This window comes from Psychromonas aquimarina ATCC BAA-1526, from assembly GCF_000428725.1.
GTDB classification, from domain to species: Bacteria; Pseudomonadota; Gammaproteobacteria; order Enterobacterales; family Psychromonadaceae; genus Psychromonas; species Psychromonas aquimarina.
The window spans coordinates 29032-52638 of sequence record NZ_AUAM01000031.1; the positions used below are offsets into that span (position 1 = coordinate 29032).

Annotated in this window: 24 protein-coding genes; 19 read left to right on the forward strand and 5 right to left on the reverse strand. The window is 41.0% G+C overall.

Features of this window, described 5'->3' with window-relative positions; all coding sequences use genetic code 11:
* Positions 1 to 45 precede the first annotated feature (45 nt).
* On the forward strand, positions 46 to 2307 hold the full coding sequence (clpA, locus tag G337_RS0112665) for an ATP-dependent Clp protease ATP-binding subunit ClpA (protein WP_028864219.1): 2262 nt from the start codon (positions 46 to 48) through the stop codon (positions 2305 to 2307).
* A 101-nt stretch (positions 2308 to 2408) separates the two neighbouring features.
* On the opposite strand, the gene infA is transcribed toward clpA, so the two are convergent.
* On the reverse strand, positions 2409 to 2627 hold the full coding sequence (gene infA / locus G337_RS0112670) for a translation initiation factor IF-1 (protein WP_019613018.1): 219 nt from the start codon (positions 2625 to 2627) through the stop codon (positions 2409 to 2411).
* Positions 2628 to 2756: 129 nt separating this feature from the next.
* On the reverse strand, positions 2757 to 3488 hold the full coding sequence (locus G337_RS0112675) for an arginyltransferase (protein WP_028864220.1): 732 nt from the start codon (positions 3486 to 3488) through the stop codon (positions 2757 to 2759).
* Positions 3489 to 3633: 145 nt separating this feature from the next.
* Here G337_RS0112675 and G337_RS0112680 point away from each other — a divergent pair, with 145 nt between their 5' ends.
* From G337_RS0112680 to nqrM, 9 genes are all read left to right on the forward strand, one after another.
* Positions 3634 to 3945, forward strand: a complete 312-nt coding sequence (locus G337_RS0112680; RefSeq protein ID WP_028864221.1) for a BolA family protein — start codon at positions 3634 to 3636, stop codon at positions 3943 to 3945.
* Between the two features lie 314 nt (positions 3946 to 4259).
* The gene (locus tag G337_RS0112685) at positions 4260 to 5600 is read left to right on the forward strand and encodes a Na(+)-translocating NADH-quinone reductase subunit A (protein WP_028864222.1); all 1341 of its coding nucleotides are present in this window, start codon (positions 4260 to 4262) and stop codon (positions 5598 to 5600) included.
* 2 nt (positions 5601 to 5602) lie between these two features.
* Entirely contained in the window at positions 5603 to 6811 is a 1209-nt protein-coding gene (locus G337_RS0112690; RefSeq protein WP_028864223.1) for an NADH:ubiquinone reductase (Na(+)-transporting) subunit B, read from the forward strand.
* The gene (locus tag G337_RS0112695; RefSeq protein WP_028864224.1) at positions 6804 to 7577 is read left to right on the forward strand and encodes a Na(+)-translocating NADH-quinone reductase subunit C; all 774 of its coding nucleotides are present in this window, start codon (positions 6804 to 6806) and stop codon (positions 7575 to 7577) included. The genes G337_RS0112690 and G337_RS0112695 overlap by 8 nt, the downstream gene beginning before the upstream one ends.
* Positions 7570 to 8205: an NADH:ubiquinone reductase (Na(+)-transporting) subunit D gene (locus tag G337_RS0112700; protein ID WP_028864225.1), complete on the forward strand. Its 636-nt coding sequence runs from the start codon at positions 7570 to 7572 to the stop codon at positions 8203 to 8205. Before G337_RS0112695 ends, G337_RS0112700 begins: the two co-directional genes overlap by 8 nt.
* A gap of 1 nt (position 8206) precedes the next feature.
* Positions 8207 to 8815: an NADH:ubiquinone reductase (Na(+)-transporting) subunit E gene (nqrE, locus tag G337_RS0112705; RefSeq protein ID WP_028864226.1), complete on the forward strand. Its 609-nt coding sequence runs from the start codon at positions 8207 to 8209 to the stop codon at positions 8813 to 8815.
* A 66-nt stretch (positions 8816 to 8881) separates the two neighbouring features.
* Entirely contained in the window at positions 8882 to 10102 is a 1221-nt protein-coding gene (nqrF, locus tag G337_RS0112710) for an NADH:ubiquinone reductase (Na(+)-transporting) subunit F (protein ID WP_028864227.1), read from the forward strand.
* Between the two features lie 5 nt (positions 10103 to 10107).
* A complete protein-coding gene (locus G337_RS0112715; RefSeq protein ID WP_028864228.1) occupies positions 10108 to 11139 on the forward strand; it encodes an FAD:protein FMN transferase in 1032 nt (343 codons plus the stop codon).
* Positions 11139 to 11363, forward strand: coding sequence for a (Na+)-NQR maturation NqrM (gene nqrM / locus G337_RS0112720; protein WP_028864229.1), 225 nt, complete (start codon positions 11139 to 11141; stop codon positions 11361 to 11363). Before G337_RS0112715 ends, nqrM begins: the two co-directional genes overlap by 1 nt.
* 44 nt (positions 11364 to 11407) lie before the next feature.
* On the opposite strand, the gene G337_RS0112725 is transcribed toward nqrM, so the two are convergent.
* Entirely contained in the window at positions 11408 to 11857 is a 450-nt protein-coding gene (locus tag G337_RS0112725) for a YaiI/YqxD family protein (RefSeq protein ID WP_028864230.1), read from the reverse strand.
* A 489-nt stretch (positions 11858 to 12346) separates the two neighbouring features.
* Between G337_RS0112725 and cspE the strand changes: the two genes are divergently transcribed.
* Both cspE and dcd read left to right on the forward strand, forming a co-directional pair.
* A complete protein-coding gene (gene cspE / locus G337_RS0112730; RefSeq protein WP_019613006.1) occupies positions 12347 to 12553 on the forward strand; it encodes a transcription antiterminator/RNA stability regulator CspE in 207 nt (68 codons plus the stop codon).
* Positions 12554 to 12748: 195 nt separating this feature from the next.
* Positions 12749 to 13333 (forward strand): dCTP deaminase, encoded by a 585-nt coding sequence (dcd, locus tag G337_RS0112735; protein WP_028864231.1) that lies wholly within the window; start codon positions 12749 to 12751, stop codon positions 13331 to 13333.
* A gap of 53 nt (positions 13334 to 13386) precedes the next feature.
* On the opposite strand, the gene G337_RS0112740 is transcribed toward dcd, so the two are convergent.
* Positions 13387 to 14973 carry a sensor histidine kinase gene (locus G337_RS0112740; RefSeq protein ID WP_028864232.1) on the reverse strand — a complete coding sequence of 529 codons (1587 nt, stop codon included), beginning with the start codon at positions 14971 to 14973 and terminating at the stop codon, positions 13387 to 13389.
* 111 nt (positions 14974 to 15084) lie between these two features.
* Here G337_RS0112740 and G337_RS0112745 point away from each other — a divergent pair, with 111 nt between their 5' ends.
* Complete coding sequence (locus G337_RS0112745) at positions 15085 to 16311, forward strand: cystathionine gamma-synthase family protein (protein ID WP_028864233.1); 1227 nt, start codon at positions 15085 to 15087, stop codon at positions 16309 to 16311.
* Between the two features lie 57 nt (positions 16312 to 16368).
* Entirely contained in the window at positions 16369 to 16728 is a 360-nt protein-coding gene (locus G337_RS0112750) for a hypothetical protein (protein WP_028864234.1), read from the forward strand.
* Positions 16729 to 16775: 47 nt separating this feature from the next.
* Here the strand turns inward: G337_RS0112750 and G337_RS0112755 are convergent, their stop codons facing one another.
* Positions 16776 to 17168 (reverse strand): RNA recognition motif domain-containing protein, encoded by a 393-nt coding sequence (locus G337_RS0112755; RefSeq protein ID WP_028864235.1) that lies wholly within the window; start codon positions 17166 to 17168, stop codon positions 16776 to 16778.
* A gap of 462 nt (positions 17169 to 17630) precedes the next feature.
* Here G337_RS0112755 and G337_RS0112760 point away from each other — a divergent pair, with 462 nt between their 5' ends.
* The 5 genes from G337_RS0112760 to greA all read left to right on the forward strand — a co-directional run bounded on the left by G337_RS0112760 (position 17631) and on the right by greA (position 23509).
* Entirely contained in the window at positions 17631 to 19100 is a 1470-nt protein-coding gene (locus G337_RS0112760) for a coiled-coil domain-containing protein (protein WP_028864236.1), read from the forward strand.
* A 503-nt stretch (positions 19101 to 19603) separates the two neighbouring features.
* Positions 19604 to 19936 (forward strand): hypothetical protein, encoded by a 333-nt coding sequence (locus tag G337_RS0112765; RefSeq protein ID WP_028864237.1) that lies wholly within the window; start codon positions 19604 to 19606, stop codon positions 19934 to 19936.
* Between the two features lie 590 nt (positions 19937 to 20526).
* A complete protein-coding gene (gene prfC / locus G337_RS0112780) occupies positions 20527 to 22113 on the forward strand; it encodes a peptide chain release factor 3 (protein ID WP_028864239.1) in 1587 nt (528 codons plus the stop codon).
* A gap of 65 nt (positions 22114 to 22178) precedes the next feature.
* Positions 22179 to 22952 (forward strand): TatD family hydrolase, encoded by a 774-nt coding sequence (locus G337_RS0112785; RefSeq protein WP_028864240.1) that lies wholly within the window; start codon positions 22179 to 22181, stop codon positions 22950 to 22952.
* A 77-nt stretch (positions 22953 to 23029) separates the two neighbouring features.
* Positions 23030 to 23509: a transcription elongation factor GreA gene (gene greA / locus G337_RS0112790; protein WP_028864241.1), complete on the forward strand. Its 480-nt coding sequence runs from the start codon at positions 23030 to 23032 to the stop codon at positions 23507 to 23509.
* Positions 23510 to 23607: the final 98 nt, after the last annotated feature.

Sequence of the window (23607 nt, forward strand, 5' to 3'; positions counted from 1 at the left end):
TACAGCATTCGGTATTCTCAGTAATTAACCCAGCAAGGGGCGTTTATGTTAGATAAAGCGTTAGAAAACAGTTTAGATTTAGCCTTCCGTATTGCTTTTGAAAAATCGCATGAATTTATGACAATCGAGCATCTGCTGCTTGCGCTGCTGGAAAATGATGAAATTAAAACATTATTAACAGCCTGCTCCGTTGATATTGTTTCTCTGCATTTAGAAGTAATGACCTTTTTAGAAACAACGCCTGCCATACCGGAAGTACGTAATCAGGAGATTGAAATTCAGCCGACAATTGCATTTGAGCGTGTTCTGCAGCGGGCTATCTTTCATGTGCAGTCATCGGGCAGCAGTGAAGTCTCTGCGGGCAGCGTACTGGTTGCTATTTTTAGCGAGCAGGAATCACAAGCCGTGTACTTCTTAAAAAAAGCGCATCTTTCCCGTCTGGATGTTGTTAATTACATTTCCCACGGTATCAGCAAATCAGCTGATTCAACTCCTGATGTATTTGAAGAGCAGGAAAACAGTGAAACTGTGGTTGAACAGAATGACGATATGCCGTTTACCATTAACCTTAATGAGCAGGTGGAATCTGGTGTTATCGACCCCTTAATCGGACGTGACAAAGAAGTCGAGCGCTGTGTACAGATTTTATGCCGCCGCCGGAAAAACAATCCGCTGCTGGTTGGTGAAGCCGGGGTGGGTAAAACAGCTATTGCTGAAGGCCTGGCTTACCGGATTGTTAATAAAAACGTACCGGATGTTATTGAAGATAATATTATCTACTCGCTTGATATGGGCGCATTACTGGCCGGTACTAAATACCGCGGTGAGTTTGAGCAGCGTTTTAAAACCGTATTAACACAGCTCGAAACACAGGAAAATGCGATTTTATTTATTGATGAAATTCATACTATTATCGGGGCCGGAGCTGCTACAGGCGGGCAGCTTGACGCGGCAAATTTATTAAAACCTTTATTAAGCGGCGGTAAACTGCGCTGCATGGGGTCAACGACCTATAAAGAGTTCGGACAGATTTTTGAAAAAGAGCATGCTTTATCACGCCGTTTCCAGAAAGTGGATGTACTCGAACCTTCAATAAAAGAGACAGGACAGATTTTATTAGGTTTACGTTCCCGTTATGAAGATCACCATAGTATTCGTTATACCACCAAGGCATTAATGGCTGCCGCTGAGCTCAGTGCCAAATATATCAATGACCGCCATCTTCCTGATAAAGCGATTGATGTTATTGATGAAGCCGGATCGCAGATGCGTTTATTACCTGCGAGTAAGCGTAAAAAAACCATCGGCGTGCTGGAAATAGAAACGATTATCGCCAAGATTGCCCGTATTCCGCAAAAATCAGTAACCAGTTCGGATAAAGATCAGCTTGCTAAGTTACCTGAACGTTTGAAAATGACGGTATTTGGTCAGAATAATGCTATTGACGTGCTGACTGACGCGATACACCTCAACCGTTCGGGGTTGTCCGAAGAGTTAAAACCAATCGGTTCATTCCTGTTTGCCGGGCCTACTGGTGTCGGCAAAACCGAGGTAACGCAGCAGCTTGCCAAAGCGATGGGGGTGGAACTTTTACGTTTTGATATGTCGGAATATATGGAGAAACATACGGTTTCTCGTTTATTAGGTGCACCTCCAGGCTACGTAGGTTATGAGCAGGCCGGTTTATTAACCGATGCTGTGGTTAAGCATCCCTATGCGGTGCTGTTATTAGATGAAATAGAAAAGGCACACAGTGATATTTATAACATCCTGCTACAGGTAATGGATCACGGCACTTTAACGGATAATAACGGCCGTAAAGCAGATTTTAGAAATATTATTCTGGTGATGACAACTAATGCCGGCGTGCGTGAAACAGAAAAGCAGAGTATTGGTTTTAAAGATCAGAAAGATTCACATAAAGCAGTAGATGAAATTAATAAGCTGTTTTCTCCGGAATTTAGAAACCGTCTTGATAACGTTATCTGGTTTAATCACCTTGAACTGGATGTTATATATCAGGTTGTTGACAAATTTATCGTGCAGCTGCAGGCGCAGCTTGATAAAAAACAGATTTCCATGGAAGTGACTGAAGAGGCTCGTAAATGGCTGGCCGAGCATGGTTATGATCGTGCGATGGGGGCTCGTCCGATGGCAAGGCTGATTCAGGAGAAGCTTAAGAAACCTTTAGCTAATGAGATCTTATTTGGTGAGCTGCAGGACGGCGGCAGTGTGACTGTGTCTCTGGATGCGGACGCTGAAAATATAAAATTTGAATATGCGAAAGCTTTAGAATTGAGTAATTGATTTTACAGAGGTATTTTAGACAATAAAAAACCAGCATAAGCTGGTTTTTTATTAGGCTTTTAAACTGCTGTTAAAAACCGGGTATTCGCTGCTGTTAACAATTAACGAGCACGGAATACGATACGACCTTTAGATAAATCGTAAGGTGTAAGCTGTACTGTTACTTTATCACCAGTAAGAATACGGATGTAGTTTTTACGCATTTTACCAGAGATATGTGCTGTAACCATGTGTCCGTTTTCTAATTCTACGCGGAACATTGTGTTAGGCAGTGTATCTAAGATTGTGCCCTGCATTTCAATACTGTCTTCTTTTGCCATTGGCGATGGATCCTTTGTATTTAATATTGTGCTAATTTCAGTCGGCGCATAATGCCAGAATTATGCGGTAGGGTAAAGGATTGTTGCTTATTTATTGAGCCGTTCTGCTTAATTATATTAACTATATGCTCAGTTCATTGATTTATCAAAATCAAACCACTGACCGTCAATGAAGCGCTGATGCGGATTAAACTGTGTTTTGTAATTCATCTTCTGACAGTTTTCTATGTAATAGCCCAGGTATAACCAGTCAACAGCATGCTTTTCTGCTAAATCTAACTGCTTTAATACGGCAAATTTCCCCAGAGAGCAGCCCCGGTAATCGGGATCATAAAAACAGTAAAAAGCGCTCCAGGCAGTACTGCCTGGATGATTTATAACATCGGTGACACTCACTGAAACAAGCTTGTGCTGATCATAAATTTCTATAAAAATGCTTTCATTCCAGGAAGATTTAATAAAATCTTCATACTGTTCTTTCGATGCCGGAAACATCGGACCGTCAGAGTGAGTTTGGCTGATATAACGCTGGTATAAATTAAAATAGTCTTCGTTGACGCAGGCGCTGATTTTAACCTGCAGATTTTTGTTTTTGTTCAGCAGGCGTTTCTGACTGCGTGATTTTTTAAAGTCTGCGACAGGGATCCGCAGTGACTGGCATGCGCGGCAGTGTTCACAGTGCGGGCGGTAGACCTGATCACCGCTGCGGCGAAAACCGTTTGCCAGCAGAGTAGGATAAAAGGCCCGGGCGTTTAACTGCGGATCGATAAGCATAATAAGCCGTTCCTTCTGTTCTTTTAGATAAGAGCAGGGGAAAGATTTTGTGATGCCTACATTTAATGACGCTGTTGGTGAAGTCAAAATATACCCATAGATAGTCTGATTAAGTGAGTTGTAACTCCCGCAGCTGAAGCTGTATTTTTAAGCTCCCGGGAAAATAATTAACTATTACTAATTTACTAGGTCTTTGTTATTGTTACCACTAAGATCTAAAAGGGTAGCAAAAATGAATGTACAAACAATAATCGAAAAAAAAATAACGGCAGGTATTTCAGCTGAATTTTTAGAGATTGAAAATGAAAGTTATCGCCATGCCGTACCTGATAATTCAGAAACACATTTTAAAATTGTCATCGTAAGTGAAATGTTTACCTCACTGTCACTGCTGCAGCGTCATCGTTTAGTGAATAAGCTTTTAAAAGATGAGCTGGCCGGCCCGGTTCACGCCCTGGCACTGCATACATACACGCCCCTTCAATGGGATGAGAAACACCGCTTAGCCCCCGATTCTGCCGACTGTTTAGGCGGAGGAAAATAACTACATATTAAAAATAATAGAACTTTACCATGCTGAAATAAGACCTTTTATGTCCGTTGATAACATTAATTAACATAATTTGTTAAAAAACATTTATTTATGTAAATTTATTTCACATGAAAGTTTGAAGTAGAATCAGTAAGCTCCGTCATTACTAATAGCAATCCCTCTCGCTATAGTGGTACTATATGCTGGAATTTTTTCGTCTGCTTGTTAATTGGTTGTTAATTTAAATATTTTAACCACATAACGAGTATTGTTTTTATGCCGCAAGGCATCTAACTTTTCTTCCCGTAAACATAGTGCAAAAAAATATGATTACTATAAAAAAAGGACTGGACCTCCCTATTTCAGGAGCGCCAGAGCAGATAATTCAGAATGGTCCAGCCGTTACTGAAGTTGCTATACTGGGTGAAGAATATGTTGGCATGCGTCCGTCAATGGCTGTTAAAGCCGGTGACACAGTAAAAAAAGGTCAGGTTCTTTTTAGCGATAAAAAGAATGCCGGCGTTAAGTTTACCGCTCCAGCATCTGGTGTAGTTAAAGAGATTAATCGTGGCGCAAAGCGTGTTTTGCAGTCAGTTGTTATTTCAGTTGCAGGTCAGGACAGTATTAGTTTTCCGACTTTTGCAAGCGCACAATTAGCTGATATAGAGCGCGGTAAAATCGTTGAGAATTTAGTTGAATCAGGGGCCTGGACTGCACTTCGCACTCGCCCGTTCAGCAAAGTGCCGGAAATAGAAGCGGTCCCGGCTTCGATCTTTGTAACCGCGATGGATACCAACCCGCTGGCTGCCGATGCAGAACTGATTATCAATGAAAATCAGCAGGCATTTATAGACGGTCTGGCGCTGTTATCACAATTAACAGGCGGTAATGTTTATGTCTGTAAAGGTGAAAGCAGTCTGCCTAAATCTCCGCAGGCCAATGTTCAGGAGAAAGTATTTTCTGGTGTTCACCCTGCCGGATTAGCCGGTACACATATCCACCTTATTGATCCGGTATCGCTGACTAAACAGGTCTGGTCAATTAATTACCAGGATGTGATTGCATTTGGTCTGCTGTTTACAAGCGGCGAGCTGTATACCGATAAAGTAATCTCTTTAGCGGGCCCTGCAGTTAAAAAACCTCGACTGCTGCGCACCACAATGGGCGCGTCGATTGCTGAGCTAACTGCTGGAGAACTGCTTCAGGGGGAAGTGCGTGTTATTTCCGGCTCGGTATTATGCGGTGTTACTGCTTTTGGTCCCCATGCATTCCTAGGCCGTTACCATAACCAGGTATCTGCTCTTGTTGAAGGTTATGAGAAAGAGTTATTCGGCTGGGGAGCTCCCGGTTTAAATAAACACTCTGTTGCTAACGTATTCCTTTCTGCACTGAATAAAGCTAAACGTTTTGCTTTCACTACCACAACAGGCGGCAGCAAGCGTGCCATGGTGCCGATCGGTCAGTATGAACGTATTATGCCGCTTGATATTTTACCGACTATGTTACTGCGTGATCTGATTGTCGGCGACAGCGACGGTGCACAAACATTAGGCTGTTTAGAATTAGACGAAGAAGATTTAGCATTATGTACTTATGTTTGCCCTGGTAAATATGATTACGGTTCAATCTTACGCAGCAACCTAAGCAAAATTGAGAAGGAAGGCTAAGAATGAATCTTAAGCATATACTTGAGAAAATGGAGCCGCATTTCGAAGCAGGGGGCCGTTATGAAAAATGGTATGCTCTGTTCGAAGCAACGGCTACATTTTTCTATACTCCCGGGCTGGTAACTAAAGGCATTACTCATGTGCGTGACGGTATCGACCTTAAACGTATGATGATTATTGTCTGGTTAGCCACATTCCCGGCTATGTTTTTCGGTATGTACAATACCGGTGTCCAGGCAAATGAAGCTATTATCGGCGGATTTGCCGCATTAGATGACTGGCGCGTAGCGATTCTAAATATCCTCGGCGTGACCATGGGCTCCGGTGCAGGCTTATTTGATAACCTGTTGTTCGGTGCTATGTACTTTGTGCCTATCTATGCTGTTACCTTTATGGTCGGCGGTTTCTGGGAAGTTCTTTTTGCAAGTGTGCGTAAACATGAAGTGAATGAAGGTTTCTTCGTTTCATCTGTTTTATTTGCATTAATCGTTCCCGCTACTATCCCGTTATGGCAGGTCGCATTAGGTATTACCTTCGGTGTTGTTGTCGCTAAAGAGATCTTCGGCGGAACCGGACGTAACTTCTTAAACCCTGCGTTAGCCGGCCGTGCATTTTTATTCTTTGCATACCCGACTGATATTTCAGGTGATGCGGTCTGGACTGCGGTAGACGGCTTCTCCGGTGCAACATCTTTAAGTGTTGCTTCTCAAGGCGGGCTGGATGCAGTTGCGCAGTCAGGTTTAACCTGGATGGATGCTTTTCTGGGTAATATGCAGGGCAGTATCGGTGAAGTTTCTACATTAGCTATCTTAATCGGCGGTGCCTTTATTGTTATTACCGGTATTGCATCATGGCGCATTATTGCCGGTGTGATGATCGGTATGATTGCTGTTTCCACCATGTTTAATATTATCGGCAGCGATACCAACTATATGTTTGAACTGCCTTGGTACTGGCATCTGGTTATGGGCGGCTTTACATTTGGTATGGTGTTTATGGCAACCGATCCGGTATCTGCATCATTTACCGATAAGGGTAAATGGTCCTACGGTATTCTGATCGGCGTGATGGTTGTGCTTATCCGTGTTGTTAATCCAGCCTTCCCTGAAGGTATGATGTTAGCAATTCTCTTTGCTAACCTGTTTGCACCGTTATTTGACTACTTTGTGGTGCAGGGAAATATCAAACGGAGGTTGTCTCGTAATGTCTAATCAACATGAAACATTCGGCAAAACAATGACGGTGGTACTGGCAGTCTGTCTAGTCTGTTCAGTTATTGTTGCAGGCGCGGCGGTCGGTTTACGCTCAACGCAGCTTGCTAATAAAGAAAAAGATAAGCAGAGCAGCATTCTTGCTGTCGCCGGGTTAGAAACGGATAAAACAATAACTGAAATTTTTAACTCTAACATTCAGACCAAACTGGTTGATTTATCAACAGGCGAGTTTGCGCCTGATGATGCCGCTTACGACCAGCGGGCAGCCGCTAAAGATCCGGCAAAAAGCATCAAGCTGACAGCTGAGCAGAATGTGGCGAAAATCGGCCGCCGTGCCAATCTAGCGACGGTTTACTTAGTTTCTAATGACCAGGGCCAGCTGCAGCGTATTATCTTACCTGTTCATGGTGCCGGCCTATGGTCAACTATGTATGCGTTTGTTGCTGTTAAAGCTGACGGAAATACGGTTGAAGCGTTAACTTATTATGAGCAGGGAGAGACTCCAGGGCTTGGCGGGGAAATTGAAAACCCGGCCTGGCGTGCTGCCTGGCAGGGTAAAAAATTACTTGATTCAAATGGTAAACCTGCAATTAAAGTAGCCAAAGGTCAGGCTCCTGATGATTCAGAGCATATTGTTGACGGCCTTTCCGGCGCAACATTAACAGCAGTAGGGGTGGAGAATACCTTTACATTCTGGTTAGGCGAGCAGGGTTTTGGTCCGTTTCTTAACAAAATACGTGAAGGAGCGCTAAATAATGGCTAATTCAAATGAGTTGAAAGCAGTATTAACCTCACCGGTTGTTAGTAATAACCCGATTGCACTGCAGATTCTTGGTGTGTGTTCTGCATTAGCGGTAACCAGCAAGTTAGAAACAGCGTTTGTAATGACATTAGCTGTAATGTTTGTATGTGCGTTTTCTAACCTGTTTATCTCGATGATTCGTAATCATATTCCCAACAGTGTGCGGATTATTGTACAGATGGCGATTATTGCATCTCTGGTTATTCTGGTTGATCAGGTATTAAAAGCATACGCTTTTGCTATCTCTAAACAGTTATCAGTTTATGTCGGCCTTATTATTACTAACTGTATTGTAATGGGCCGTGCAGAAGCATTTGCGATGAAAAACAAACCGTTCCCAAGCTTTATGGACGGTATAGGTAACGGTCTAGGTTACGGTTTCATTCTTATTCTGGTTGGCGGTTTCCGCGAACTGTTTGGTTCAGGTGCGTTATTCGGTATTGAAATTTTACCATTAACATCAAACGGCGGCTGGTACCAAAGTAATGGTCTGTTACTGCTTCCTCCAAGTGCATTCTTTATCATTGGCGGCATTATCTGGGCGATCCGTACTGTCAGACCAGAACAAGTAGAGCCAAAGGAGCAATAAAATGGAACATTATTTAAGTATTTTTGTTCGTTCTATTTTTATAGAAAATATGGCGTTAGCTTTCTTTCTCGGCATGTGTACTTTTCTTGCTGTATCTAAGAAAGTTAAAACATCTATGGGATTAGGTGTGGCAGTTATTGTTGTACTGGGTATCTCAGTACCGGTTAACCAGCTTATCTACTTTAACCTGTTAGCACCTGGTGCACTAGCGTGGGCTGGTTTACCGGAAGCCGATCTTAGCTTTTTAGGCTTTGTCACTTTCATCGGTGTTATCGCCGCCTTAGTACAAATTCTAGAGATGGTATTAGATAAGCATTTTCCGGCTTTGTATCAGGCATTAGGTATTTTCCTGCCGCTTATTACTGTTAACTGTGCCATATTCGGCGGCGTATCATTTATGGTACAGCGTGAATATAACTTAGTAGAGTCGGCTGTTTATGGTATCGGCAGTGGTGTAGGCTTTACATTAGCCATTGTTGCGCTTGCGGGTATTCGTGAAAAAATGAAATACGCTGATGTACCAGACGGCTTACGCGGCTTAGGTATTACTTTTGTCACTGCAGGGCTGATGGCATTAGGGTTTATGTCGTTCTCTGGTATTCAACTGTAATTATTACTGTTCAATCTATTCGAATTAACGGAGGTTTAGGCCTCCCTTATAACAAGGAAAAAGTCGATGGAAATATTTCTCGGCGTTGCCATGTTTACCATTATCGTTTTAGCCCTGGTTGTTATTATTTTAGCAGCCAAAGCAAAACTGGTAAGCACAGGTGATATTACAATTTCTGTAAATGATGATGCTGATAAAAGCATTACCACCCAGGCCGGCGGCAAGCTGCTTGGCGCACTGGCAAATTCAGGGATCTTTGTCTCTTCTGCCTGTGGTGGTGGTGGTACATGCGGACAGTGCCGCGTTAAAGTTAAATCAGGCGGCGGTGATATTCTGCCGACTGAACTGGATCATATTAATAAACGTGAAGCGAAAGAAGGTGAGCGTCTAGCTTGTCAGGTTAACGTTAAAGAAGACATGAACATTGAATTACCGGAAGAGATCTTCGGTGTTAAAAAATGGGAATGTACAGTTATCTCTAACGGTAACGAAGCAACATTTATTAAAGAGCTTAAACTGCAGATCCCTGACGGTGAAACGGTACCATTTAAAGCGGGCGGTTATATCCAGATTGAAGCGCCTGCCCATCATGTTAAATATAAAGATTTTGACATTGAAGAGCAGTACCGTGGTGACTGGGAGCACTTTAAATTCTTTGACTTGGAATCTAAAGTTGATGATGACACTATTCGTGCATATTCTATGGCGAACTACCCGGGTGAAGAAGGCATTATCATGCTTAACGTGCGTATTGCTACGCCGCCTCCGCGTGATTTGACTCTACCGTGTGGTAAAATGTCCTCTTATATCTTCAGCTTAAAAGCGGGTGATAAGGTTACTATCTCTGGTCCGTTTGGTGAGTTCTTTGCTAAAGAAACTGAAAACGAAATGGTATTTGTTGGTGGTGGTGCCGGTATGGCGCCGATGCGTTCACATATCTTCGATCAGTTCCGTCGTCTGCATACCAAACGTAAGTGCAGCTTCTGGTACGGTGCGCGCTCTAAGCGTGAAATGTTCTACGTAGAAGATTTTGATACGATTGCCGCTGAAAATGAAAACTTTGAATGGCATGTTGCCTTAAGTGATCCGCAGCCGGAAGATAACTGGGAAGGCTATACAGGTTTCATTCATAACGTATTACTTGAAGAATATCTGAAAGACCATGAAGCGCCGGAAGACTGTGAGTTCTACATGTGCGGTCCACCTGTGATGAATGCCGCAGTTATTGCGATGCTTAAAGATTTAGGTGTTGAAGACGAAAACATCATGCTTGACGATTTTGGCTGATCCTGATGATTAAGCTTACAAGTAAATGGCTGGCCTTAATCGGGCTGGCCTTTTTTCTTTCATCGTGCTCAAAAAAAGAGCCGGAACTCCTGAAAATTCAGGGGAAAACGATGGGAACGTATTACCATATAACCTATGTGTTAGATGGTGATTTGAGTGAAAATAAAGCCTTATCAACTGAAACTTTACAGTCACAAATAGATAAGAGACTTGAGTTAGTTAATGATCAGATGTCCACTTATCGGCCTGACTCTGAACTGTCCCGCTTTAATCAGGCTGAAAAGTCTTTAACGGTTTCAGACGCAACACGCCGCGTTGTTGAAGCATCATTAGAGCTGTTTAAGCAGAGTAACGGTGCATTTGATGTGACGGTTGGACCGTTAGTGAACTTGTGGGGATTTGGCCCGGATAAACGTCCGGAAAAAGTACCTGCTCAGTCGCTGATTGAACAGAAAAATCAGGTGGTCGGCAGTCAGCATTTATCAGTCAGTGGTAATATACTTAATAAAGATATTCCAGAGCTTTATGTGGATCTTTCTTCAATTGCTAAAGGTTATGGAGTTGATGATATTGCACAGTACCTGCAGTCTTTAGGCATTAATAATTATCTGGTTGATATCGGCGGCGAGCTGCGTGTTAACGGTATGAAGCCTGGTAATGAAGACTGGACGCTGGCAATTGAACGGCCGTCAGCGGGGCAGAATGTACAGCGCTTAATTAATATTGGTGATAATGCAATTGCGACCTCCGGTGACTACCGTAATTATTACGAATTTGACGGTATCCGTTATTCACATACGATTGATCCTACGACAGGTAAACCGATTAATCATAAATTAGTCTCTGTTACTGTCATTCACCCAAGCAGTATGTATGCTGACGGATTAGCGACAGTTATTACGGTACTGGGCCCTGAAAAAGGTCTGGCTTTTGCGAAACAGCATCAGTTAGCGGTTTTTCTGCTGGTAAAAAACGGAGATGATTTTATCGAATCTTATACTCCGGAATTTGAACCTTATTTTATTGAAGAAAAATAATGATATATTTTATTGCTACATTTATCGTTTTTTTACTGGTGATCGCCGCCATGGCTGTCGGTTATATTTTTAATAAAAAAACAATCGGCGGAAGCTGCGGCGGATTAGCGTCAGTGGGCATTGAAAAAGAATGCGACTGTCCAGAACCCTGTGAAAACCGTAAGAAGAAGAATCTTGAAGCTGAGCGTGCCGCTAAGCTTAATAGTACAGATCGTATTCTTTAAGTTTTTTTAAGGTATAAGAAGAATGGGGAATATTTCCCCATTTTTTATTTCTTGTTTTTTTGTAACCAGCGATCCAGCGCATTAGCAAATGTCTGTTTTTCTTTGTCGCCAAACTTATTCGGCCCGCCGCTGATTTGCCCTATACTGCGAAGCTCCTCTGCAAAATTGCGCATCGCTAAACGCTGACGAATATTCTCCACAGTATAAAGTTCCCCTCTAGGGTTAAGCGCGGTAATGCCTTTTTCGACTATTTCTGCAGCTAACGGAATATCTTGAGTTATCACCAGATCATTCGTCTGAACATGTTGGCTGATATAGTTATCAGCTACGTCGAAACCCTGTGAGACCTGGACGGTTTTGACTAAAGGGCGTCTTGGGACAGGTAAAGGTGAGTTAGCAACAAAAACCAGTGCTGTAGAGGTCCTTTGACCTGCTCGTAGAACCATATCTCGGACAGGTACCGGGCAGGCATCTGCATCAATCCATATTGTCATTGGTATTCCTATTTAAATATTTAAGCCGCCAATATAGCAAATATAAGATCTGTTTAGCCAGTAAGCAGACTGACAAGTTTTGTAATGCATATTTTTAAACCGGTATAATTACGGATAAATACTGAAAAATGCAAAAATATTAACTGCTGAGGGCTGACTGAGCTAAGTTTGTTGGAGCTGTTGAATTGTAGGCTTAACATCTTTTTAACATTGTTGGTTTTTAAAGTTGTTGATTTTATTGCCTTTATTTTTAAGCGTGAAACTAGAATGTTTTTTTTTTTATATTTTTCGATTTAATTCCCAAATAGGTATTGTACTGTTTTTTAAAGACCTATATACTCTTTCCCAGCTTGAAAGTTCGTTTGATATTTATGTTCAATGTTCCGTATTATGTACCGAATCCTATACTTCATAAGTAATAGCAACACTTCTAGCCAAATGCCTTGATTCACAAGGTTAATTACTCAAAATATTAAATAGGATATTATTATGTCTACAACTACTGGTACAGTAAAATGGTTCAACGAATCTAAAGGTTTTGGTTTCATCGAGCAAGAAAACGGTCCTGACGTTTTCGCACACTTCTCTGCAATCGCAAGCACTGGTTTCAAAACTCTTGCTGAAGGCCAAAAAGTACAGTTCACTGTAACTCAAGGTCAAAAAGGTCCTCAAGCAGAAAACATCGTAGCTCTTTAATATTGCTTCGATGAGCTTTAATTAGCTCATTCTGATTGAACAAGAAGGTAAGTCAATGACTTGCCTTTTTTTATGCCCGTAAGAAAATTCCTAATAGTTTAAACCCCTTCTGATTTTACCCTTATTTTATGTGATCTGTATTATTGTGTATAATGCACAAAATTAATTAAAGACTTTAGCTGCCTGGAGAAACAAATGCGTTTGTGTGATACCCATATCGAAGAATATTTAGATGCCGGGAAAATAACAATAGATCCTCGTCCGCCGCAGTCTGCTATTTCAGGCGTCAGTGTTGATATTCGTTTAGGTGATGAATTCAGAGTGTTCAGTGAACATACAACCCCTTATATTGATCTGTCTGGACCTAAAGAAGAAGTGGCCGCATCACTGGACAGAGTGATGAGTGAAGCGATTGTAATTAAAGAAGGTGATGCTTTCTTTCTGCATCCAGGTGAACTGGCTTTAGCTGTTACTTATGAAGAAGTTACTTTACCTTCTGATGTTGTCGGCTGGCTGGACGGGCGATCTTCACTTGCCCGTTTAGGACTGATGGTGCACGTTACAGCACACCGGATTGATCCGGGCTGGTCTGGAAAAATCGTTTTAGAGTTTTATAACAGCGGTAAACTGCCTCTGGCGCTGCGTCCTAAAATGACTATCGGTGCATTAAACTTTGAACTATTGTCTGCACCGGCTGCTAGACCGTATAACAAACGCAGTGATGCAAAATATAAAGATCAGCAGGGTGCTGTCGCAAGTAGAATTAACCAGGACGGTTAAATTCTGCAGCTGCAGTAATCTGCACTGTTAAAAGAAAAGCCCTGACTGAGTGATTAGTCAGGGCTTTTCTGTAGAGGCAGGCTGACAGAAAATGTACTGCCTTTACCTATTTCACTGGATACTTTTAATTCACCGTTATGCTGCAGGATAATTGAGTAACTGATAGACAGGCCTAAACCTGTGCCTTTACCGAGGGCTTTTGTGGTGTAAAAGGGAGTAAAGATTCGTTCCAGCTTATCTGCTTCGATACCAGAGCCGCTGTCGGATATTTCGATATATAAGTAGTTGTTTCTGCTATGTGCTTTAATAAATACCACTTTGTTGTCACTGTGCTCCACTGCATCTTTGGCGTTAATTAACAAGTTAACTAATACTTGTTCAATTTGTGTTTTATTACAGTAAACAGACGGCAGAGACCGCGGCAGCACCTGCCTTAATTCAACCTTCTCCTGCTGGTACTGGCTGCTGACAATATTAATAACACTGGAAAATATCTCGGCTGGGCTCTGTTCATGGTAGTTATCTAATTCACTGTCACGAGCGAAACTTCCTACCTGCTTGACTATTTTTTCGATACGTTCCACCTGCGCTAATATCGTTCTGAAACTCTTATCGACTAAGTGGTACTCCTGCTTAATTAAATGTTCATTGCATAAATCTGCGTGAATACAGATAACCTGCAGCGGCTGATTAATTTCGTGAGCAATACCGGCCGCAATCTCGCCCAGCGAAGAGAGCTTATTGGAATGCATTAATCTTGATTTACTGGCATTAAAGTCTTTGTTTATTTTTATTAAACGCTCATCTTTTCTGAGTATTTTATTCCTGTAGTCTTTATTTAACAGAATTAAATAAGTTAACAGTGCCAGAAGCAGTGCTGTAGACCCTCCAATATAAGGCACATACAAGTAGGTAACAGGCTGCGGATTTAACCACACCATTAATTTCCACTGATGGCCGAAAACAGGGAAGCTTAGCTGCTCATGAACATCATTTATATGCGAGGCTTCGGGAAGCACAGAAAAAATTGTCCGCCCGTTTTCAGATATTGAAAAAGGGCTGGTTAATTGAAATGTCTGTTTCTGCTGTTCCAGTAACTTACTGATATTTATTGATGCCTCTAAATAAGCGAACAGTTTGTTATTTATAAAAATAGGGGTTTGTATATAAACGGCAGTGTTATTGTTAGTTAATACAAAAACCGGACTCATAAATATTCTGTTCTGATTTGAAACAGGCAGCCGTTTGGGTAGATATTCCCGGTGTTTAGCCTGCTGGGCTTGTTGTAATTCACTGTCAAAGCGGACGTAATCAGCAGTGCTGATGTTTAAGTCTTTATTACCTGTAAAATCATATATTTTTATATCTATAATATGCGGATTAAGGCGCTTCAGTGCGCGGATCTGGCGTGCCCAGTGCTGATTGATTTCTGCCGCTGCTGACCAGCTCTGAGCCGTTAACTGCAGCTGCTGTGCATACTTTAAAATCTGCTGCTGGATATTGTGACTTATTTTCTGGCTTTCGCTGATAACTTCCTGTTTATGAGCTGCAGACTGTGTTTTCTGATAGTAATCACTGACGATATAAGTTACCAATAAACCAATAAGAAAGACGAAAATACTATATAGATTCGATTTCAACTTAGTTCCTTATCTCTGTATAATGCTTAACCGACTAAGCATAATACTTTAAAAAACAATTAATTATTTAATGCAGACTAACGTTTTAATAAAATAACCGAAGGAATTGAGATGTCAGAGCAAGGTTTTACAACAAAGATAGTGCATTCAGATCGTTTATTAAATTTAGAATTCGGTGCCGTGCATGCGCCTATTCATAACTCAGTACCTTTCGGCTTTGATGATGTTCAAGGCTTAATTGATGTTTTTCAAGGTCATCCCGGCCATGCTTACGCGCGATCATCTACACCAACCAACGATGCCCTGCAGCATAAAATTAAGCAGATGGATAACGGCATTGCGACCTTAGTTTTTTCTTCGGGTATGGCCGCTATTGTTACCACCTTTTTATCATTGTTAAAGTCCGGTGATCACCTGATCTGCAGCCGTTATTTATTCGGCAATACCAGCAGCATGATAGGCACTCTTGAAGGTTACGGTATTGAAATTTCTCTAGTTGATGCAACGGATATAGAGCAGGTAAAAGCAGCCCGCCGCGAAAATACTCGCATGGTATTCGTTGAAACAATTGCTAACCCGGTCACACAAATTAGTGCGCTTGAGGAGATCGGTGATTTTTGTGAAGCGGAAAAACTTGTTTATGTTATTGATAATACATTAACTTCAAGCTACCTGTTTGATGCTCGAAAAGTTAAAGTAAGTCTGATTGTGACCTCGCTTTCAAAATATGTTGCCGGACACGGCAACGCGTTAGGCGGCTCTGTTACCGACAGTGGTTTATATGACTGGCAAAGTTACCCGAATATCTTTGAGGCTTACCGCCAGGGCGACAGCAGAATGTGGGGAATCAGCCAGATTAAGAAAAAGGGACTGCGTGATATGGGAGCTTGTGTAAGCTCGCAAACGGCTCATCTGATTTCTGTCGGCAGTGAAACAATGGAACTGCGTATGGATCGCCAGTGTGATAATGCTTCTGCACTAGCCGAGTTCCTTGAGCAGCACCCGAAAGTTGCTAAAGTTTATTACCCTGGATTAAAAAGTCATCCGCAGCATGAAACTGCCAAACGTCTGTTTAAAAAGTTTGGTGCAATATTAAGTTTTGATCTTGTTGAAGGTGAGGACTGCTGTGAGCTGTTAAATAAACTCAATGTCGTTATCAGTGCAACTCATCTGGGTGATAACCGCACATTAGCATTACCGGTTGCGCCGACCATTTATCATGAAATGGGCTTAGATATTCGTCAGGAGATGGGCATCAGTGAAAATATGGTTCGCTGTTCAATCGGCATTGAAAACACGGCTGACTTATTAGCAGACTTCGAACAGGCGCTTGCTTAACTAAATCTGGGCTGACAAAAAAGAGACCTAGTGTCTCTTTTTTGTTTACAGGTACTTATGAATAAATTACTGATTTTTGTTCTGTTGTTTAATGCGCAATTATTGTCTGCGGCTGCAGCTGCTGAACAGGACTTAAAAATATTAGGACGTTCATTAGCTAACTATCAGTTATGCAGCGATATTTCTGTAGAATTAGACGATAAAGCTATGTTCAATTATTACAGTGAAATGTATAACGATAGTGTGCTTGAGCTTAAGGCTTATTCCACTGCTCAGGTAAAAACAGTCACTGCAGAGCAGTACTGGAGCGTGTTTAAACTGGCTGCTGTAGACAGGAAAAGTGTAGGTTTGCTGTGTTTAAGCCGCTTTGATCTTTTATCGAGAAAAATGCAGGAAAATAAGCTGGCAGGTAAGTAATGCTGTTAAAGCTTAACGGCATTACTTAATGAATTTGGCGGTTAAAACTAGTCGTCAGATTTCTTGATTGTGCCGTAAATATTCATGGCATTATTTTCATTGCTTTGCATTTCTACTGATGTTTCTGGTTTTAGCTGCGCTTTCTTGACTTTTACTGGTGCAGGCTCTGCGGCTTCAATTTTTACTTCCGTATTATTTTTTTTCGCTTCGGCTTTCTTTACTCGAATTAAATTACCCGCCAATTTATAGCCGTTTAATGTTTTCATTGCCGCTTTTGCTTCACCGGCTTTGGGCATTTCAACAAAACCAAAACCCTTAGATTTTCCGGTTACTTTGTCTAATACCAAGGTACACGACTGCACTGTGCCGTGTTCGATAAATAAGCTTTTTAGTTTTTCTTCGGTTGTTGCGGCGGCAAGGTTGCGTACTAGTAATTTCATGGGACACCATTTTTATTGAACAATTATTTAATCCGCTATCTTAACAGGTATTGAATCTTAATTCTGTCTGTTATCTCTTTGCGGTGAAAAATTATAAAGGCTGCTGTTTTATCTCCATTTAGATGTAATAGCGCTGACTTAGCAAAAGGTAATTCAATCAGCTGTGATATCGGCTGCTCATACTGGTTTGAGGGTAGAAGAAAGCGCAAAAGATATGATGCTCATCTCAGATGTGGATTGCTGTCCCTGCAAATTGTAACCAGCTTGAGTTAGTATACGAACTTCAGCAGTTGAGTTACTATAGACAGTTCAGTGCTGTTATTTTGTTCATATAAAGAGTGGAAAACAAGTACTAACAGTACTTTTAATAGTCAGTAACATTCTGTTTTTTCTCTCTTTTAAGCAGAAATATTATTGTATTGAAAGTATCATTTTATTAATTATGAGGTAGTCATTAAGCAAATGAGCGATATTATTGGAGCTGCTTTAAATAGCGGCAGTGTTATGGATAACGGTGCACATGAACTTCACAGACACAGTCGATTTTTACGTAAAATAGCCTGGATTGTTGAAATTATTGTTGTTTTTATTGGTCTTTGCATTTCAATCTCACTAGTTGCCGGCGGCGACAATATGGTCAGTTCTTTTACTTTATCTGCACCATTTGTAATGATCTCCCTAGTTGAGCTGACTAAAATTCCTTTTGTGATCGGATTATGGCACTCTAAAAAATCATTTGTTATGTATCTGCTTATCATCTGTTTTTTGTCACTGATTACCTTTGAAACTCTGCTCAATGGTTTTGAAAGGGCATTTTCATCAATTAACAGCCAGATAAACCTGAGCGAAATTGAAATCAGCCGTATTGAAAACCAGATCGAAGTCAATAACGAAAACATTCAGATCGCATTTCAGAATTTCAGTGACAAAACTGAAAAAATAGCATCGGATAAAAACAATGTTTACAGCAGCTATAAGGCGCGGTACAGCAGTGCGGTTAAGCGTAACGAACGTTTATCCAAGAATGTGCAGCCGCTGCGAAGCTCACTTGCTAAAGCAAGAAAAGAGCTGAATCAGCTTAAAGTTGAAAAATCAGCCCTGCTGCAGGAGCTGTCAGCTAAAAAAGAACAGCGTTTCCAGTCGAGCATGAAAAATTTCCAGGGTAGTGCGGACACCATTAAACAGGAGCGTGCGCGTCTGCTTGGACAAATTAATGCCCTGACAGCAGAAAAAAAACAAGCTCTGGATGATGCCAACTTCTTTACTTCAGCAACCGTGAAGAAAGATTATGATGAAAAGATCCGTTACGCAGAAAACCAGCTGAATAGTATTAATAATCGGACCATTACCGGGGAAAGTAAAAAACCTAATCTGGAATCAGTTAAGTTTTTAGATGATTATTATGCTGAATTATTAGCGCTTAAAGACGATATGATTAAGCATAAAAGTCAACAGGTGGAATCGCTGTCGCGCAGTTATAAGCAGGCGGCTAATGCCAGCAGCCAGAATCTGGCGAAAAGACAGCGCCAGTTGTCTAAAGAAAAACGACAGTCACTGCTCAATCTCGAGAACAAACTTGAGCGGGTTAACAGCGAATTTTCAAATGAAAATGATTACATTAAAGAACTGAAGCTGGAGAACACTAAACTGCGTTATGATATTCGCGTGATTGAAATTGAAGCTAATACAATGGCCTTGTCTAATCAAGTTTACCGTATGGCATCATACGTTGATAATGTCAGCCACTATAAAGAGATTAAAAATGAAACCTTAACTCTGGTTGGACTAATCTGGTTTGGTTCATTAGCATTGATCGGCTCTATTACCGGTATTGCATTAACCTTATCAGGACTGCATTTAAGTAATCTGGCAGGTAAACAAAATAAGAAAGCTAAGGTGATAAGCGAAAAAAACGCCGATAGCGTCAGCTGAAATAACAGCTGTAAGTTAGATTAAGGTATGCACTGCAGGTTTAAAAAATTAAACCTGCAGTGTAATTTTAATCCCGGGTAAGCTTTACTAAGCTCCGCCTAAGTTGAGTATCAGCTATAAATAAAACACAACCAGCTCAAAGTTATCACTCCCTTCTAAATAACTTGTTTATCACCATCCATATTACGATATAAGCAGCTTTACATTTAACTGTTTTAAATCATTGTCTTATTTGATTTTGGTTGAAATAACTATTGATCCTTACTTTTATACCCATATTTTTTGTGTGGTCGTAATGGGATGTAATAGAAATACCTGAAAAGGGGGACTACATTTAATCAATGTAAAGATGAACTGCGGCTGCGCTTAGTTAATAGGGAGCATATACGCAGTCAGGCGTGAGACAGGTAATAATACCAAATCCACTAATTTTCTATTCATTTTAACAAGCATAAATGAATAGAAAATTATCGGATTTGGTATTATCAGTAAGGAGATTCGCTGTGAATATTATACAACAGGCTATAGACGATGCGTTTTTTGTGCAGATAAGTAAGATTTATACAGTTTTTTCAAAATCGGTTGCCGGTGCGATGGGTAATGAAAATGAAATATCAAGGGCTAAAACGATACTTCAGGAAGGGCTGGAGCAGGCTCAACGAACTCATAATATTGCGCGGACCGTTACAGGTTCGGTTAACTCTTTAGATAATGTTGTTGCAGAGCTGGACTCCTGGTCTATTCCTGAAAAGCTGATCGATGACCTGCTTAGAACCTGTCATAGCTGCGGTGAGTGTGTTTATCCAAAAAACGCTGAATGGCATTATGATTTATAGTAGTAACAAGTTCACCTATTTGTAAACTCCAATCATTAAAGGGGCCGTTCGGCCCCTTTTAACAGTTTTTCTGCGGTAAAACATAAATCTCCTGTCACTCTTTTTTTTCATTCTTTGTGTCATGATAAGAATGCTCAATTAGATCCAGTGCTTTTGTTGCTCCCCACAAAATAACTAGTGATATCAGTACCATGCCAAATGGCGTAATACTGTTTATCGACGATACAACTAAACCACCTACCGTTCCGCAAAACAAGATTAAAAGGAAAGTTCTCATGAAATGAACCTCTCTGTGGTAATGGAGACCATTGATAAAACTATTGTGTGTCCGCAAAAAACAACCAGGACACAAATTAAGTATAGTAAAGAGTTAGCGCAGGTAAAAAACAAAGTGAGAGATTGATATAAAAGGCAATTTTTAATTGTCCTACTGCGGTGAGGCAGCAAGTGTTTTTTATTTAAATTACAAAAGGAAACCATCGTGCGAATTTGTTATAATCGCGCAAAATATTCCCAATACCTGTTTAACGCGCTTAAATTAACGTGATTAAAACATACATTGTTATGTACATAATTAGAGAAAAAGATAAATGCCGAACAAAGACATCATAGAGAATGTAAGGAAGAGAAGGACTTTTGCTATCATCTCACACCCCGATGCGGGTAAAACAACCATCACTGAAAAAGTACTTTTGTTTGGTAACGCGCTGCAGAAAGCCGGTACAGTAAAAGGTAAAAAATCAGGTCAGCATGCCAAATCTGACTGGATGGAGATGGAAAAAGACCGTGGTATATCAATTACAACCTCTGTGATGCAGTTTCCGTATAATAACGGCTTAGTTAATCTGCTGGATACTCCCGGACACGAAGATTTCTCGGAAGATACCTACCGTACATTAACCGCTGTAGATTCTTGTTTGATGGTAATTGATTCAGCCAAAGGTGTTGAGCAGCGTACGATTAAATTAATGGAAGTTACACGCCTGCGTGATACGCCGATCATTACATTTATGAACAAATGTGACCGCGATATTCGCGATCCGATAGAATTAATGGATGAAGTTGAAGAAGTTTTAAATATTGCCTGTGCTCCAATTACCTGGCCTATTGGTATGGGTAAAGAGTTTAAAGGTGTTTATCACCTGCTGCGTGATGAAGTGATCTTATATTCAACGGGTCAGGGGCACACAATTCAAGACAGCCGGATCATTAAAGGGTTAGATAACCCGGAACTTGATGAAGCACTGCCTTTGTATGCGGAAGATCTGCGTGAAGAGATGGAACTGGTTTTAGGTGCCTCCCATGAGTTTGACCATGAGTTATTCTTAAAAGGTGAATTAACCCCGGTTTATTTTGGTACCGCATTGGGTAACTTTGGTGTAGACCATGTATTAGACGGTTTAGTGGAGTGGGCGCCAAAACCACTTTCTCGCGAAGCGAAGCAGCGTGTTGTAGAGCCGACGGAAAAAGAGTTTTCAGGTTTTATCTTTAAAATTCAAGCGAATATGGATCCGAAACATCGTGACCGTATTGCATTTATGCGTGTCTGTTCAGGTAAATATGAAAAAGGCATGAAAATGCGTCATGTGCGGACCGGTAAAATGGTCAGTATTTCCGATGCGGTTACTTTTATGGCCGGGGATCGTGCGGCTGCTGAAGAAGCTTATCCTGGTGATATTATCGGTTTACATAATCACGGTACTATTCAGATTGGTGATGCCTTTACTTCTAATGAAGAGCTTAAATTTACAGGTATCCCAAACTTTGCACCGGAAATGTTCCGCCGTATTCGTTTAAAAGATCCGCTTAAGCAGAAACAGCTGTTGAAAGGCCTGATGCAGCTTTCTGAAGAAGGTGCTGTGCAGGTTTTCCGTCCATTGCGCAGTAATGATTTAATTGTTGGTGCGGTAGGTGTACTGCAGTTTGAAGTGGTTGTGCAGCGTTTGAAATCTGAATATAAAGTAGAAGCAATCTATGAAGGTATTAGTGTTGCAACTGCATTATGGGTAGATAGTGAAGATCCGCAGAAGATGGCTGAATTTGAGAAGAAAGCTTATGATAATTTAGCTTTAGACGGCAGTAATAACTTAACATATGTTGCGCCGACTATGGTTAACTTGAATCTTGCGATTGAGCGTTACCCTGCAGTTAACTTTAGAAAAACACGCGAACATTAATATATGTTGTGCTATTAATTAAAGCGTCTTCGGACGCTTTTTTTGTATCTACAGATTGGATAAATATGTTTATTGACAGCCACTGCCACCTGAATTTTGCCTGTTTTGATGAGCAGCGCGAAACATTATTAAACAAACTGCAGGAGCAGGATATAAAGCGGTTAGTTATTCCTGGAACAACTCCAGACAGCTGGTCTGATATTATTAGCCTATGTGCTGCTCATAAACAGCTCTATTACGGGCTCGGCATTCATCCTCGTTTTATTAACTGCTTTAAAGAAAGTGATTTTCAGTATCTGGAAAAACTATTACAAACGAATAGTAAGCAGTGCGTTGCGCTGGGGGAGATTGGTTTAGATAAGTTCGCCGATGCAGATATGCAGCTGCAGGAACAGGTCTTTATCCGTCAGGTGCTGCTTGCACAAAAAATGCAGCTGCCGATTATTCTGCATGTTGTGAAAAAGCAGGGCAGGGTGCTGGAAATTCTAAAAGAGCAGAAATTTACTCAGGGCGGTGTTTATCATGCATTTTCCGGAAGTTTTGAAACAGCATGTGCATTTATTGCTTTAGGTTTTAAAATTGGAGTTGGCGGTGTGATTAGCTATCCTAATTCAACAAAAACAAATGAAACGATCACTCAATTACCACTTGAGTCTTTAGTTTTAGAAACTGATGCGCCTGATATGCCTCTCTATCAGCAGGTACAGGTTAATAACTCTCCGCTTAATATTCTCTCTGTTTTTGAGTCGCTTGCTGCACTGCGCAGTGAATCAATAGACTGTTTGGCCGCGCAGATTTATAAAAATACTGTCTCTATTTTCTCGTTAGACAATGACTAAACCGGAAAATTACCGTAAAATGTCTGCCTTTTACAGATACTGTAAACACAAATAATGTTTATATAAGGTGATTTTTAATGGTTCAATATCCAATGACGGCCACCGGTGCGGCTAGTTTACGCACCGAATTAGAACAGTTAAAAACCGTGACGCGTCCGGAAATTGTGAACGCGATTGCCGAAGCCCGCGAACACGGTGATTTAAAAGAAAATGCTGAGTATCATGCTGCGCGTGAACAGCAGGGTTTTTGTGAAGGCCGAATTCAAGACATCGAAGCAAAATTATCCAATGCACAAATTATTGATGTTAGTAAACTGACCAATAACGGTAAGGTTATTTTCGGTACAACGGTAACGATTGTTAATATTGATACCGATGATGAAGTTACTTACCGTATCGTAGGTGATGATGAAGCCGATATTAAGAAAAACTTAATTTCAGTCAGTTCTCCGATTGCACGCGGTTTAATCGGAAAAATGCTGGATGATGAAATTGCTATCGAAACTCCCGGCGGTACGATTGAATATGAAATTATCAACGTACAGTATGTTGCATAAACTTCATTAAGCGCTGAATACAAAAAAGCCCAGTGAAAACTTAATGCCGATCGTTTAAGAAAACTTGAACGATCTTGCAGATAGATCATAATCCTCAA